Origin of the sequence: Paenibacillus sp. KACC 21273 (assembly GCF_028736095.1) — a bacterium.
Taxonomy (GTDB): Bacteria; Bacillota; Bacilli; order Paenibacillales; family Paenibacillaceae; genus Saccharibacillus; species Saccharibacillus kyungheensis.
Genome location: NZ_CP117876.1, coordinates 2,634,335 through 2,650,233, shown reverse-complemented (window position 1 = coordinate 2,650,233; position 15,899 = coordinate 2,634,335). Strand labels below are relative to the sequence as shown.

The window sequence follows — 15,899 nt, the reverse complement described above, 5'->3', positions numbered from 1 at the left end:
ATCAATTTATACAGTATTCTAGACCATTTTTTTAAAGAAACCAAATTTTATTTTTGGATATGGAAATTTATACATTTATACATTTTGTTTTCTTTGTGAATAGATTCCTGTAAAATAGATAAGACGGATCATAAAATGATTCTTTGACACATTTTTGTATTTGAAATGGAGGAATTTATCAATGTCAGATTTTCAGAGCAAATTAGAACAGTACGCCGAACTTGCGGTACGTGTCGGTGTTAATATACAGCCAGGTCAGCGTTTGGTGATCAATGCTTCGATTGATGCTGTTGAATTTGTACGTGTAGTGACCAAAAAAGCATATGAAGCTGGTGCTGTTCTTGTTAAAGTCAATTGGAGTGACGATCAAATCGCACGTATGCGTTATGATCTGGCTCCAGATGAATCATTTGAAATTGGTCCAAAATGGTATGCTGCTGAAATGGAAGAACTTGCAGTAGATGGCGGAGCGATTTTGCATGTCGTTTCAGATGATCCTGATTTGCTCAAAGGAGTTAATCCAGAACGCATTTCTACTTATCAAATGACAGCAAATAAAGCATTAGCTAAATATCGTGAATATGTACAATCTGAAAAATTAAGCTGGTCGATTGTTGCTGTACCTTCAGAAGCTTGGGCTGCTAAAGTATTCCCTGATGTGGCTAAAGAAGAGCAAGTATCTGCTATGTGGGATGCGATCCTCAAAGCAGTACGTGTAGGTAATGGCGATGCGATCGAAGCATGGGAAAAACATGTTGAATTATTAAATACCAAATCCAAATATCTAAACGATAAAGCATACAAACAATTACATTATGTTGCACCTGGAACAGACTTAACGATTGGACTTCCTGAAGGTCATCTATGGGCAGCAGCAGAAAGTACAAGCGAGCGTGGATTTACATTTATGGCAAATATGCCAACAGAAGAAGTATTTACAGCTCCACTGAAAAGTGATGTTAATGGCTATGTAAGTAGCACTAAGCCATTAAGCTATGGTGGTAACATTATCGACAACTTCAAATTAACATTCAAAGACGGTCGTATTGTAGGTATAGAAGCACAGCAAGGACAAGATACATTAGAACGTCTGGTAAGTATGGATGAAGGTTCTCACTATCTTGGTGAAGTTGCATTAGTGCCTCATAAATCACCGATCTCTGAGTCCAATATTCTTTATTACAATACATTGTTTGATGAGAACGCTTCGAATCACCTTGCGATCGGTAGTGCATACGCATTTAACTTGATCGGTGGTAAAGAATTGTCTCGTGATGAATTGAATGAACGTGGACTGAATAACAGCCTTACTCATGTCGACTTTATGATTGGTTCCGGTGAAATGGATATCTATGGTATCACTAAAGACGGCGAAAAAGAACCTGTATTCCGTCAAGGCGAATGGGCATTTTAATCGTATTTCTTTGATTATCTATCCGTAGTGTGTTCATTCATATGAATAACGATAAAAGACCTGTCATTTGTGATATGACAGGTCTTTTATTATAATTATTTCAGCTCATTTTTTTCACAATACATAGAACCGAAGATATTTTAGAGTCGAAAGGAATGAATATACGCTATGCAATATTATGTTTTGGAATATCAGTATCCACGCAAAGGATTTATTTCAGGAGGAGCTACATTTCTGCCTGCATTAGCTGAATATTACGATCCAGACCACACAGAATTACCGACACATACGACTGCTGAAGTCATCTTGGATTCTAACTTGAGAAAAATGGATGTTGATTTTTTCTATACGGGTAATAGAGCTACTGTTGTATCCGATGCATGGAAGCAACTGCTAGAACAATGGAACGTAGTCGCACAGTTTATCCCTGCACAGATATACTATTATAATCATGAGCCTGTACCGGGAACATACTGGATTGCTCATCGATTAAAGTCTCTTGATTGTGTTGATTACGAACAATCTCAATATGCTGGCAAAAAACTGGTTCTACGCTCTATCGAGCAACCGCCACGCCGCATAGCCAAAGGGTTTGAGCAAATTATATTAAATAAACAAAAAATCAAACAAGATGAATTTTTCACACTGAAATATACATACATTTCGAATCCAATCATTTCTGAGACGCTATATCAAGAGATCCAAAAACACAAATTAAAAATTCATGCAACACCGATTGAGCAGTTCAGACCATAACTTTTCGATAATACTCAATACCGATCGATCTTTGTTAATTCTTCATCCGGCTCATTCGTCGTCCACATACCAGTGCAAGCATCCGTACATCATGCATTAATGCGGCATATTCTTCTGTTGATAAAGCTTGAGTCGGTGTAGGATAGGTGCTGGCTTGATTATTTTCAGCCGTAGACTTCAATTCTAATAATAATCCATCAGCTCCTGCTGCTACACAGGCTTTTGTCAGTGAGTTAAGGGTATTTCCATTAGAGATACAATGTACAGGATAAGCAATAACAGGTAGATGAGTTAATTGACGCAATTCTGGAATCGCAGCTATATCTAGCGAGTTATATTGTATATTTTCAAAAGGACACATACTTCCTTCACATAAAATAATATTGGGATTACCATGAGATAATAGATATTCAGCGGCTCCTAACAAATCTTCATACGAATCTTGATGACTACGCTTCAAAATAATCGGGCGCTTCACACTACTTAATCGGCGTAATAATAATTGATTACGTAATAAACGAATATCAATAGCAATCAAGTCCGCATATTCTTCACATATTTTCAATTGTTCATGAGCTGTTACTTCGAGCATTGTCAATAGTCCATATTGATTGGCTACACGTTGTAATGTACTCATTTTACGAAATGGAATGCCTTCATTCTGCTCTTTCCAATGACCGGCGATGATTTGTGCTCCTGAACGACTAATTGCAGCGGCATCTTGCTCCATTTCGATTCTTGATTCTGCTTCTGTCGACACAATCGCTACAAAGCGCCCACCACCAAACTGTACTTCTCCTATTCGAATAATACTGTCTGGTTGTTCAGGCTTGCGCAAAGATAATGTATAAAACGCATGGTGAAATGCGGGAAGAGAGATATTCATTTCAACGCTTCCTTTCAGAAATAATAATTCGAATAGCGATAATCATGTTTGATTTTCTTTCTCTAATTGAAAATGATTATCATTATCAAATTATAAGATGAACATATCGCTTTTGCAAGATCAGAGCACAAAAAAAGTGCAGACTCCGCGAGGAATCTACACTTTTTTTGATCAATGAGATACATATTGTTAACGGCTAGTCTACTGATTAATAACCTATTATGGTTTCAGTACGACTTTGATACAGTTCTCTTCTTTGCTATCAAATACATGGTAACCATGCTCTGCTTCATCCAAAGAAAGACGGTGAGTGATAATATCAGCAGCGCTGAACTGTCCTGTTTGAATTTGTTTGAACAACTCTGGCATATAGTGAACTACAGGCGCTTGACCCATTTTCAACTGAATATTACGTTCAAATAAGTGACCTAATGGGAACTGGTTGTAGTTCAATCCATATACCCCTGTTAATTGAATCGTACCGAATTTGCGTACTACATTACTTGCTAATTGGAAAGCTCCTAGTGAACCGCCTTGAATTTTCAAAGCTGTTTCTACTTTCTCGATCGTTGATTTCTCTGCATCTAGACCTACACAGTCGATAACAACGTCTGCTCCACCGCTTGTAAGTTCAATCAGATATTGATCTGCATCACCTACATCTTTGAAGTTAACCGTTTCTACATTATTAGTACGCTTCGCATGAGCTAAACGGTAATCGATATGATCGACAGCGATAACGCGTTTTGCTCCTTTTTGCCAAGCGAATTTTTGAGTGATTAAGCCGATTGGACCGCAACCAAGTACGATAACCGTATCGCCTTTTTTCACGCCAGCGCTTTCAACACTCCAGTACGCTGTTGGGATAACGTCAGACAAGAATAGCACGTCTTCATCAGGAACTTCCAAACTATCTGGAATAACAAATGGTAAGAAGTTACCATATGGTACACGTAAGTATTCTGCTTGTCCACCAGCGAATCCGCCATAAGTATTGGAATAACCAAACATTGCGCCTGTATCTTTTTCAGGATTCTCATTTGCATTATCACATTGGCTTTCCATTTCGTTTTTACAGAAGAAACATTCGCCACAAGATACGTTAAAAGGAATAATAACACGATCGCCTTTTTTCACTTTGGTAACTTCTGGCCCTACTTCTTCTACGATTCCCATCGGCTCATGCCCGATAACATAATCTCCATCCATACCCGGGATATTACCATTAAATATATGCAAATCAGATCCGCAAATTGCTGTAGATGTAATACGGATTAGAACATCATCTTGTTTTTGTAACTTCGCATCTTCTACCTCTTTGACTTTAACTTTACGCTTACCTTGGTATGTTAGTGCTTTCACATTAATTCTCCCCTTTCAAATTTTAATGTTGCTAGTTTTGTATTAACCAAACTTTCCCTTTTATTAACAAGCGATTGATTTTGAGTGTAGTAGGGTAATTGGAGAATAGATTATACAAACTAACATATACTTAATAACTTGACGATAACTCGTTTTGAAAGGGGCAATATCCAATGAAACATTTAACATCTGCACAAATTGAGGAATTGAAAAATAGTCTTTTAGAAGATAAAGAGGCACTTGAACGCCATTTTAATATGGAAAATGATACAACTGATGGACAAGTTGAATCTGAGCTTGATTCTACGGGTGAATTGTCTTCTGTAGACAACCACCCTGCTGATTTGGGTACAGAAACATATGAGCGTGAACGTGATATGGCTATCGACGACAATATGGATGATAAGCTAGATCAAGTCAATGCTGCACTACAACGTATCGAAGATGGCACATATGGAGTCAGTGAAATTAGTGGTGAGCAAATTCCTTTCGAACGTCTACAAGCACTGCCTTATACGACTATGTTAGTCGGTGAAAGTGCTGAAGAAGGCGGCGGTGTGAATGATTACCGTCCTATCGAGGAAGATTTGATTACACCTGCTGCTAAAGGTGCTGGTGAAAACCGTCAAAGCCATACCGGTAAATTCGATGATGCTGGCGCATGGCAAGCTGTCGAAGAATATGGTGTAGCTGATTCACCTGCGATGTCTACACAACGTGATGTAGAAAGCTACAACGAACTTGCTGAAGGTGGAGAAAATAAAGACACTGGCACTGTAGAAGATATTGAGAAGTTTGCTGGTAACGATATTGAAGGCGGTCAACGTCATGTACAGCGTGGTGAAGATCTAGATCGCTATGTAGCTGATGATGAAGGTGATACCGAGTTACAGGTAACGGAAGAGGACGAAGAAATCGACGCTGAAAGCGAAGATGCAGATCGTCGTCGCTAAGTCGTTACATCGTTACATCGTTACATCGTTACAATGAATTTTATACTTCATTTTTAAGTATATAAATATAAAAAATAGCCACAACTCTCTTCTATTTCTGTTAAGAGGGTTGTGGCTATTTTGGTGTTTACTTTTATTCTTTTACTCTTCTATTCTATACGTTGTTATCATTTTATATTAACATATCAACTATTCTATACCTGTTCACTTTTAGGCTACGATACTTTCCAAATCAGGCTGTAATTTGTTACGCAATATATACAGCATGATAGCACCGACCAGAAATGCCACGACATCCGAAATAACCAACGACCAGATCACTCCGTGAAATCCATTCATTTGATTAGCGATATACAATACAGGGATCAATGTTATCCCTTGAATAATAGACATCACAAATGCCGCAGTTCCTTGCGCGGTTGCTTGAAAAATACCTGTAAATAATACAGTGATTCCAGTGATAAATAAAGATAAAAACGTTACGTGTAGAATATAACTTCCCATTTCGATCAATTGTATATCTTGTGTAAATAACCCTATTAAATGATCTGAAATCAAGTAAACAATAGCACCGAATACAGTCGCTAATATCACAATCATTTTAATCGTAAATGTAATCGTTTGTTTCATCCGTTCTTTATTTGCTGCAAAATTAAAAGCAATCATAGGTACAATACCTTCACACAATCCCATCAAAATAAATTCAGGAAATTGCAGCAAACGTGATGAAATTCCAAATCCAGCTACAGCTTGTTCTCCATATTCGATCAGAAAACGATTAAAAATTAAAGACATGGCTCCCATAAAAAGACTCATAATAAACACCGGTACTCCAATTTTGAATACGTTGCTTACTATTTCTGTATTGATTTTGAACGCTTTGATTGAAACCGTCAAAAATTGACTACTGTATCTGATATGAAAAATATAATACGCACTTGCTACCAAATTAGAAATAACTGTAGCAGAAGCCACTCCAATAATACCCCAATGAAAAACGAAAATGACTACCATATCCAGAATAATATTTACGATCACATTCAAAATCATACCCATCATCGAAGTAGTAGCTGCACCTTCAGAACGTACAATATTTTCAAGCATAAAAAATAATAAAATAAACGGTGAACCAGCAAGCATAATCATGACATAGTCTTTGGTAAACGCAAATGATTCTGAATTAGCTCCTAAAAAATGCACGATGGGATCAAGCAAAGGAAGTCCGAATACTACCACCAGTAAGCCCAGTATTAGACTACTATAAAAAGCAAATGAAGATACATGTTTGACATCGTTATATCTTTTCTCCCCTAATAAACGAGAGATAAATGCTCCGCTCCCTATCCCTAGCAAATTGCCCAACGCCATAATCACCGCAAATAAAGGTAATGTTAATGCTAATGCAGTTAACATCGCTGTATTGTGGAGTGTACCAATAAAATACGCATTTAAAATCGAATAGATTACACTCATCGACATTCCTAACATCATCGGCACAGCAAAATGAGCTACAGACTTTGCAATAGGCGCTTCTTCAAAGTAATACAAGTTTTTTGCATCCATATCAATCACTACTTTCTTTTATTATTTATTAGCAACTAGACTATTCGCTACAACTTTATGTATAGCTCAATAGCTACAAGGCAGAAGAGAGATTATTTATCTAATTATATCTAACACCGTTAGATTATATCTTACAGTGTTAGATGATATCATCTATATCGGCATCTGTAAAGAAAAAACTTACACTGTTAGATAAAAAGAATTAAAGTATATTTTTTATTTGCAAAAACTACCTTTATAGCCTCCGAGTATAAAAAAAGACATAAACGAAAATGCTCGCTTATGTCTTTGAGGTGTATATGTAATAAAAGAGCAAATGACTGAAGTGATCAGTCATTTGCTCTTTGTTTTACTTGCAAGATGTTCAGGCTCCTGCCTGATTATGAGTTGTTGCGAATTGCGTAATGACTAATTTCACCCTTGAAATACGCTTCTGTTCTGTCTCTTCGATCACAAACAGATGTCCTTCATGTGCCACACTTTGCCCGGTTTGCGGAGGTAAAGACTCCACTCGGGAATACAGCCAACCACCAATGGTATCGTATTCTGTCGAATCCAAATCCAATGAGAACCGTGTGTTGATCTCCTCAATTAACATCATTCCATCAATAGAGTAAGTCATATCATCAATAGGCTCTACAGCTGGACGCTCATGGTCAAATTCATCCTGAATTTCGCCGACGATTTCTTCCATAATGTCTTCAAGAGTTACTAGACCCGCTGTACCACCATATTCATCAATCAAAATTGCAATCTGTGTTTTGCCACGTTGCATGAGCTTCATCAGTTCACTAATTTTGATTGATTCAGGTACAGCTATAATGGGACGGATCAATTTGGCTGAATCTACACTTTGATAACGCATCAAATCTTTAATATGCACAAATCCGACAATATGATCTTTGTCGCCATCGCATACAGGATAACGAGTACGCATTCCTTCAAAAGCCAGTTCCAAATTTTCTTCTTTGGAACCGTGTAGACTCAGACAGATCATTTCTGTACGTGGGATCATGATCTCATGGGCGGTTGTATCAGCAAATTCGAATATATTATCAACCAGCGCCAGTTCGGTATTATCGATCAGTCCGCTCTTGTTGCTTTCCTTCATAAGTATACGTATTTCCTCTTCTGTGTGAGCGGAATCTTCTTCAGAGACCGGAGCAATACCAAACATTTTGAGTAAAGCGTTCGCCATGCCGTTCAACACCCAGATAAAGGGATACATGATTTTATGGAATAAGAGCATCGGTGCTGCTGTCCATAAGCTCACGACTTCCGCTTTGCGAATCGCCAGAGACTTCGGAGCAAGCTCTCCAAGTACAATATGCAATACCGTGATTACAACAAAAGCAATAACGATAGAGACAGTGTGTACAGCTACATCATTATTCCAGCCAAATGCCGTAAATATAGGTCTGATCAGGTCAGCAATTGCTGGTTCACCAATCCACCCCAATCCAAGCGATGCCAGTGTAATCCCTAACTGACAAGCAGAAAGGTAAGCATCTAGATTGTTTACGATCGTTTGCGCAAAGCGCGCTCTTTTACTACCACCATCGACTAATGTTTCTAATCGACTACTGCGAATTTTAACCATTGCGAATTCAGCCGATACAAAAAATCCATTGAGCATCACCAGAAATGCTACCAAAACTAAATTAAGTAAACTGGGTAAGGGGTCAGTCAAGTGTATATCCCGTACTGTCAAATTGATAGACAGTTACGGGTTCACCTCCTTCGTATATTTGTTTTTTGAATTTGCCGCCACATCACATGCACCGTCATTTTCCCAACTGTCCTCACTCCCTTCTTTTAGTTATGTATGATTATACATGTTCCTTACTTTATTATATCGTCTCAAACCCTCCCGTCAAATGCTCTATTCATCCGATTACAAATCTTTTACATAGATAATCATTTCTCTTAACATCCTGTATTTATACTGAACCACGTAGCAAGATGATCAAAAAGGAAGCAAATGATGAAAGTGAGGTAAGTGTTAACTTGGATAAAACGTCAGTATTTTCAACGAAACGTTCGATTCGAAAAACTCGTTCTATCGTGCGTTATCCCCGTCAGACCGGCCGTTACAGTGAATATATACTTGCAGCTTTGTTTCTAGCTCCTTCTATATTACTGTTTGGTATATTTCTTTTTTATCCACTGATTAAATCGGTGTATCTCAGTCTTCATTCCACTACACCACGTGGAGATGTTGCCAAATTTGTAGGGTTTAAAAACTTCACAAATTTATTTACTTCCGATACATTTCTCAGCAGTTTGTGGGTAACTACTCAATTTATGTTGTTTACGGTACCGACAACATTAATCCTAGCATTGATCTTAGCTGCATTTTGCCGAAGCCGTATAAAAGGTAGTCGTATCTTCCGCTTTATTTTTGCTCTACCTCTCGCTATATCGGTAAGTACGGGTTCAGTGATCTGGATGGTTCTTTTTCATCCTACGCTTGGAACGTTAAATTATTTTCTGAGTGTTGCGGGATTACCAACGATTAACTGGTTAACCGATCCGAATTGGGCGTTGATCTCGATCTCTATAATGACGATTTGGATGAATCTAGGCTTCTTATTTATCCTTCTACTCGGTGGTATGGAAGGTGTACCTGAAGATATTTATGAAAGTGCACGTATGGACGGAGCAAGCCCTATTCGTACTTTTGTTCAACTTACTTTACCGCTCATCTCGCCTACCATTTTCTTTGCTAGTGTGACGTCGATGATTGGTGCATTTCAAGCGTTTGGACAGATTAATATTCTAACTAAAGGTGGACCAATGAACAGTACCAATGTCATTGTCTACAATCTGTATCAAGATGCTTTTATGAATTTCCGCTTTGGGACAGGGAGTGCTCAAGCATTGGTATTATTCGTTATGATCTTGATTTTAACTCTGATTCAATTCAAATTTGGTGAAAAGAAGGTGCATTACCAATGAGACAAGGTCTAATGCGCACAGGGATGGCTTATTTCTTTATGATTGTAGCTGCGGTGCTTATTCTTTTACCTTTTTGGATTGCCGTTTCCAATTCATTTATGACTGAATCTGAATCAGCTACATATCCGCCGCGCTTTTTGCCATCAGGTATCAATATCGATAATTTTATAACGGTAATGAACAATATTCCGATTATTCGATTTATTGTAAATAGCTTTTTGACAAGCAGTATCATTACAATCGGAAATTTGATTACTTCCTGTATGGCGGCTTACGCATTTGCATTTCTAAGATTTCCGGGTCGTAAAATTTTGTTTGGTCTATTTATGGCTACAATGATGATCCCGTGGGAAGTGACTGTAATTCCCAACTATCTGACGGTTCGTAGCTGGGGCTGGTTAGATTCCTATCAAGGATTAACGGTTCCATTTTTAGCGACTGCTTTTGGTACATTTCTAATGCGTCAGTTCTTCCTACAATTGCCTAAAGAATTAATGGAAGCTGCTCGTATTGATGGTTGTGGTCATATTCGTATTTTTGCTTCACTGGCTGTGCCTTTATCAATGCCGGGACTAGCTACACTGGGTATCTATTCTTTCCTAAATCATTGGAATATGTATCTGTGGCCACTACTGATTACGAATAGTGAAAGTATGCGTACAGTACAGATTGGTATTAGTATGTTGCAATTTGCCGATGTTACTGCGTGGAATGTCGTTATGGCTGGTATTGTGTTGGTGATGCTCCCTTCTCTTGTTCTTCTTGCTGTAGGTCTGGGTCGTCTTGTAGGCGGTCTAACAGCAGGTGCACTGAAGGGCTAACTCATAGATTATCTATTCAAAATTTTGTCAACCAAAAGGAGAATACGAAAAGAAATGAAAATCAATCGTTCGCGTCAAACATGGAGTTTGCTTAGTTTATGCCTATTTTTATTCCTGGCAGCTTGTGGTGGAGGTCAAAGTACAACAGGTTCTACAGCATCTACAGGTACAACTGCTGATGCAGCTAGCGAGACTTCTTCCGGTCCTGTAAAAATAGTCTGGTGGCATTCGATGAGTGGCGATTTGAATAAAGTAGTTGATGAGTTAGTTAAAAAGTTCAATGATTCTCAAAAAGATGTTCAAGTCGAAGCTATTTTCCAAGGGGATTATGACGCAAGTATCAACAAATTCAAAACATCGATGGGATCAGGTAGCGGCCCTACAATGATTCAAACGTATGATGTAGGTACACGTTATATGATCGATTCTCAAGCGATCACACCAATGCAACAATTTATCGATGCAGACAAATTTGATACTTCTCAATTCGAACCGAATATTTTGAAATACTATACATTTGATAATCAGTTGTACTCTATGCCTTTTAACACATCTAATCCGATTTTCTACTATAACAAAGATGCTTTCAAAAAAGCAGGTCTAGATCCAGAAAATCCTCCTAAAACATTAGATGAATGGGAAAAAGCAGCTAAAGCTTTAACCAAAGATGGACAAACAGGAATGTCATTACCGATCTACGGATGGTTAATGGAGCAAATGTTTGCAAGCCAGGATGCAACATTACTAAATAATGATAATGGTCGTACAGCACTTGCAACTGAATCTCAATTAGGTACTGAGCCTGGCGTGAAATTTTTAACATGGTGGAAAAAGTTAATTGATGAGAAATACATGCTCAATCTAGGTCGCAAAACAGACGATACGAAAAAAGCATTTGCTGCGGGTCAGGTTGCCGTAACGATGGATAGTACAGCTTCTCTTCGTGGATTGATTAGCTCGACAGAAGGTAAATTTGAAGTGGGAACAGCTCCATTGCCTAAAGTATCTTCTAGTGATATCGGTAAAGGCGGCGTAGTTATCGGTGGTGCAAGTCTTTGGATTATGAATGACAAGCCCGCAGCAGAACAACAAGCGGCTTGGAAATTTATCAAGTTCTTAGCAGAACCAGAACAACAAGCTTACTGGCATGTAAATACAGGCTACTTCCCTATTACCAAAGCTGCTTATAATGAAGATTTGGTCAAAGAAAACATGAAGAAATATCCACAATTCGAGACTGCTGTAGATCAATTGCACAATACCAAAATCGATCCAGCGACTCAAGGTGCTGTAATGGGTATTTTCACAGAAGCACGTCAATTAACAGAGACAGCGATTGAAGAAGCTCTTAACGGTTCCAAACAACCTCAAGCTGCTCTAAGCGATGCAGCAGCGCAAATCACACAGAAATTGAAAGATTATAACGATAGCGTTAATCCTTAAATTATAGCTTGTCTGTTAACAAAGAATGATAAGTAGATATAAAGCCACAAATAGATAAAAAGCGCCAGTTCAACGGTTGGATTCAACCACTGAACTGGCGCTTCTTTTATCATAAATACAGTTTATGTTATTCAGCTACGATTACATACGTGTCGATGGTGCATGGATAGAAGGATTCTGTCCGGAAATATGGGTATACGCACCATTCGGTTCTGTAAATACGGCATAATCCAGTGAAGTCAACGGTAATACATGTCGAAGCCCTGTATTCAGATCACGAATAACAATATGATCTTCTCCTGTAGCTTCTAATAGACCACGATAATCACTATGGATAACCTCACGACTAGGAATCATATAGAACATTCCGTTTTTACCGAGATTATTTTGTAACTTCTGATGCAATGACAAATCAGTAGTACGAGTATTTAAACGATTAGGTTCACGATAAGTTGGTAGTGTTGGATTGTTCATTTGAGTCGGAATAGGTTCCATGCCAGCAAAGCTGTGCTCAGTTCGATAAGCGACCGGACGATAAGGTTGAGTCAACATGATTACATTCCTCCCAATTTTAGAAAATTGTTAGACATGCTAACTCTTAATATTACCCTTTTATGTATAGCTCCAATCGTTTATTTCGCTTGATGGCATTATATTATGTCTGGATAGACATCAAAAAAAGGTATATCTCTGCAACCATCTCAGCGATATACCTTCTTCTATATTTCTATTATTTTGTTTACTTTTATATTATGAAATTGATGCTCCGGTTAGTTTAACCGATAAGTCCCACAGACGTTTGGCTTGTTCAGGATCAACTGCATATTCTTTGACACCGACAGAAGGTACACCTTCGACAGCCGGTTCAGCAATATCGCAATCTTCACAGTAGGCGCCGCCTTTACCTTCCAACTGAGGAGAAGTCGCTGCCCATAGTTGAGTCGCTGCGCCTTGTTCTGGCGTTTTGAAAGCAGAGTTGATTGCATTTCCATCTTCATCGATCCATTTCAAAGCTACCATTTCTTCTTTAGGTAAATGACGTTGTAATGGTGTTAAGATTCCTCCTGGATGAACAGAAAAAGCACGTACTCCCTGCTCGCTACCACGTCGATCCAATTCAACTGCAAATAGTGCGTTAGCTGTTTTGGCTTGTCCATAAGCTTCGAATTTCTGGTAATTCCCGTCAAAGTTAATATTGTCCCAACGGATTGGAGAAATATGATGTCCTGCGGATGAAGTCGCTACGACTCTTGCTCCTTCACCTGCTGTAAGTGCAGACCAGATCAAGTTAATCAATGTAAAATGTCCCAAATGATTTGTTGCAAATTGTAATTCCCATCCCGGGCCTACTCTAGTCTCGGGGCAAGCCATTACACCTGCATTTAGAATAGCTAGATCAATACTGCGTCCACTCTCAACAAGGCGACCTGCAAATGCACGTACACTATCCAGATCAGACAGATCAAGCTCATCCACTTCTACATGTTCTAACCCTTTCAAAGCTTCGCGTGCTACATCAGGGCGACGAGCGGGAACGATAACGTGAGCACCTGCTTGTACAAGCGCACGTGTTGTCTCAAGTCCCAGACCCGAATATCCACCTGTTACTAGAGCTAATTTACCTGTAAGGTCGATTCCTTGTAATACCTCACTAGCTGTACTGTCATGTCCAAATCCAGAATTGATGTTGTGTTGTGGTGTTTGCGTATAAGCATGTTCCATATTATTTCTCTCCTTTTCATTGGAATACTATTACTGTACAATCTAGAGTTCACTCTAGGTCAAGCCCGATTTTTTCGAAAATATCATTTGATTCGTAACGCCTATTACTGACATAATTTATCATTGTCTGTGTTTGTAGGAGTCAGAGATTTATTTTCCCACGTCTGTTCTGGTTCATTACGATTCAAATAGTTCTCATACACATTCGTTTTGAGTGTAATGACTTCCAAGCAGTCATTTAAATGTTCCATCTGACTCACCACACGCTGTTGATGCTCTTTCAAAATATCCAAGCGTTCATGCTCATTGCCCGGGCCCGTACGTACAAGCTCAGCAAAACGACGAATCTGAGCAATCGGCATACCTGACGCACGCAGTCGTGTACAAATATATAACCATTCTACATCTACTTCACTATAACGTCTCCGTCCGCCTTCATCTCTTGCAATGCGTGTAGATAGTAATAACCCTTCTCGTTCATAAAATCGAAGAGAATGTACACTCAATCCTGAACGTTCTGCTACTTCTCCGATACTTAACTTATTTTGCTGTTGGATATCAGTACTCATCGTTAGATCTCCTTTATTATGCTATAGATAAAATGCTACTCAATTTGCCGAATACTTTGATTTCTATCTTAACGCAAGCGACACTCTTTCACCACTAGACTTACATATAATATGACCCAAAATGATTTGACACACTATAACGGAAATGCTAGTATCATTTATACCAAGTATGCTTGTCGGATTAGTTTATTAATTGCCATGACAAATGATACATTTAAAATATAGATGATTTTTTAAAGGAGATATTACTATGTCAACATCTGATCATATTCAACGGGATGAAGTAGAATTTGGCTGGTTTTTACCTACAATGGGAGATGGAACACGTTTTGGACAAGAATCGGAGCGTCCGCCTACGCTTGACTATTTAACAAATGTTGCTCAGACGGCTGAAAAAGCAGGATTTGAATTTGCTTTGATTCCTACAGGTGGTGCTTGTCTGGATTCATGGGTGGTCGGATCAGCAATCATCGGTGCAACGACTACACTCAAACCTCTTGTGGCTCTTCGCCCGGGGTTGATCGCTCCTGTATTAGCCGCACGTATGGCAGCAGGGCTAGATAACTTATCCGGTGGACGAGCACGTATTAATATCGTAACTGGCAGTTCTCCTGATGATCTAGAAGAATTAGGCGATCCACTTGCTCGTGCTCATGATGAGAAATATGCCCGTACTCGTGAATATGTGCATATTATGAAAAGTGTGTGGGAACAAGCTGCTGGTCTTTCTTCAACAGAATTTGGCAGTAATAATCATTCTTCTGTATCCAATCACAAAGTGGATTTCAAAGGAGAATACTATGAATTAAAAGGCGGTACAAGCCGTCCGGCTACTGTTCAAAAGCCTACACTTCCGATCTACTTCGGCGGTAGTTCTGCAATGGCAAAATCTGTCGGTGCAGCATATTCAGACGTATTTCTAATGTGGGGCGAACCCCTTGAAATGATTCGAGAGCAAGTCGAAGAACTCAAACAAGCTCAAGCAGACTATGCGCAAGAACATGGCGAAGTGCGCCCTCTTCGTATCGGTATGCGCGCTCAAGTTCTGGTTCGTGATACTGAAGAAGAAGCATGGCAAGCCGCACGTGATCTGATCAAAGATATCGATCCAGAAACGATTGAACGTGCCAAAGCTTCCTTTAGTCAGACAGGTGCTACAGGTCAGACACGTCAAAATCAGATTCGCGATGCAGCCGCTCAAAATGACTTTGTAGTTGGACCTAACCTTTGGGCAGGATTATCGAATCTTCGTTCAGGTGGAGCTTTGATGTTTGTCGGTACACCAGATCAAGTCTCAGATCGTCTGATCGAATATGCAGAGATTGGCATTACTTCTTTTATTCTATCCAGCTATCCTCATTTAGAAGAAGCACAGATTTTTGGTGAAAGCACATTGCCATTATTTAAAGAAAAATGGAGTAAGCGCCTAGTGACTTCTAATTAATAGCAAGT

General features: G+C 39.0%; 14 protein-coding genes. 7 read left to right on the top strand and 7 right to left on the bottom strand.

The window, feature by feature from the left end; all coding sequences use genetic code 11:
• The first annotated feature begins 181 nt into the window (after positions 1–181).
• Positions 182–1,414 (top strand): aminopeptidase, encoded by a 1,233-nt coding sequence (locus tag PQ460_RS11915; RefSeq protein ID WP_273612461.1) that lies wholly within the window; start codon positions 182–184, stop codon positions 1,412–1,414.
• Positions 1,415–1,582: 168 nt separating this feature from the next.
• Positions 1,583–2,170, top strand: coding sequence for an imm11 family protein (locus PQ460_RS11910; RefSeq protein WP_274172837.1), 588 nt, complete (start codon positions 1,583–1,585; stop codon positions 2,168–2,170).
• A 34-nt stretch (positions 2,171–2,204) separates the two neighbouring features.
• Here the strand turns inward: PQ460_RS11910 and PQ460_RS11905 are convergent, their stop codons facing one another.
• Both PQ460_RS11905 and PQ460_RS11900 read right to left on the bottom strand, forming a co-directional pair.
• Positions 2,205–3,056, bottom strand: a complete 852-nt coding sequence (locus PQ460_RS11905; RefSeq protein WP_274172836.1) for a hypothetical protein — start codon at positions 3,054–3,056, stop codon at positions 2,205–2,207.
• Positions 3,057–3,275: 219 nt separating this feature from the next.
• The gene (locus tag PQ460_RS11900) at positions 3,276–4,418 is read right to left on the bottom strand and encodes a zinc-dependent alcohol dehydrogenase (protein WP_273612464.1); all 1,143 of its coding nucleotides are present in this window, start codon (positions 4,416–4,418) and stop codon (positions 3,276–3,278) included.
• 173 nt (positions 4,419–4,591) lie between these two features.
• On the opposite strand from PQ460_RS11900, the gene PQ460_RS11895 reads away from it, so the two are divergent.
• Complete coding sequence (locus PQ460_RS11895; protein ID WP_273612465.1) at positions 4,592–5,371, top strand: TraR/DksA C4-type zinc finger protein; 780 nt, start codon at positions 4,592–4,594, stop codon at positions 5,369–5,371.
• Positions 5,372–5,581: 210 nt separating this feature from the next.
• On the opposite strand, the gene PQ460_RS11890 is transcribed toward PQ460_RS11895, so the two are convergent.
• A complete protein-coding gene (locus PQ460_RS11890) occupies positions 5,582–6,934 on the bottom strand; it encodes an MATE family efflux transporter (protein ID WP_274172835.1) in 1,353 nt (450 codons plus the stop codon).
• Between the two features lie 364 nt (positions 6,935–7,298).
• Positions 7,299–8,570, bottom strand: coding sequence for a hemolysin family protein (locus PQ460_RS11885; RefSeq protein WP_274172921.1), 1,272 nt, complete (start codon positions 8,568–8,570; stop codon positions 7,299–7,301).
• Positions 8,571–8,941: 371 nt separating this feature from the next.
• Here PQ460_RS11885 and PQ460_RS11880 point away from each other — a divergent pair, with 371 nt between their 5' ends.
• Genes PQ460_RS11880 through PQ460_RS11870 form a run of 3 tightly spaced genes read left to right on the top strand, consistent with a single transcriptional unit; the run spans position 8,942 to position 12,156 of the window.
• Positions 8,942–9,892 (top strand): carbohydrate ABC transporter permease, encoded by a 951-nt coding sequence (locus PQ460_RS11880; protein WP_443147203.1) that lies wholly within the window; start codon positions 8,942–8,944, stop codon positions 9,890–9,892.
• A complete protein-coding gene (locus PQ460_RS11875) occupies positions 9,889–10,713 on the top strand; it encodes a carbohydrate ABC transporter permease (protein WP_274172834.1) in 825 nt (274 codons plus the stop codon). Before PQ460_RS11880 ends, PQ460_RS11875 begins: the two co-directional genes overlap by 4 nt.
• A gap of 54 nt (positions 10,714–10,767) precedes the next feature.
• Positions 10,768–12,156 (top strand): ABC transporter substrate-binding protein, encoded by a 1,389-nt coding sequence (locus tag PQ460_RS11870; RefSeq protein WP_274172833.1) that lies wholly within the window; start codon positions 10,768–10,770, stop codon positions 12,154–12,156.
• Between the two features lie 141 nt (positions 12,157–12,297).
• On the opposite strand, the gene PQ460_RS11865 is transcribed toward PQ460_RS11870, so the two are convergent.
• The 3 genes from PQ460_RS11865 to PQ460_RS11855 all read right to left on the bottom strand — a co-directional run bounded on the left by PQ460_RS11865 (position 12,298) and on the right by PQ460_RS11855 (position 14,447).
• Positions 12,298–12,708, bottom strand: a complete 411-nt coding sequence (locus PQ460_RS11865; RefSeq protein ID WP_273612471.1) for a spore coat protein GerQ — start codon at positions 12,706–12,708, stop codon at positions 12,298–12,300.
• A 198-nt stretch (positions 12,709–12,906) separates the two neighbouring features.
• Positions 12,907–13,878, bottom strand: coding sequence for an SDR family NAD(P)-dependent oxidoreductase (locus PQ460_RS11860; protein WP_274172832.1), 972 nt, complete (start codon positions 13,876–13,878; stop codon positions 12,907–12,909).
• A gap of 104 nt (positions 13,879–13,982) precedes the next feature.
• Positions 13,983–14,447 (bottom strand): MerR family transcriptional regulator, encoded by a 465-nt coding sequence (locus PQ460_RS11855; protein ID WP_274172831.1) that lies wholly within the window; start codon positions 14,445–14,447, stop codon positions 13,983–13,985.
• Between the two features lie 250 nt (positions 14,448–14,697).
• On the opposite strand from PQ460_RS11855, the gene PQ460_RS11850 reads away from it, so the two are divergent.
• On the top strand, positions 14,698–15,891 hold the full coding sequence (locus PQ460_RS11850) for an LLM class flavin-dependent oxidoreductase (RefSeq protein WP_273612474.1): 1,194 nt from the start codon (positions 14,698–14,700) through the stop codon (positions 15,889–15,891).
• The last annotated feature ends 8 nt before the right edge of the window (positions 15,892–15,899 follow it).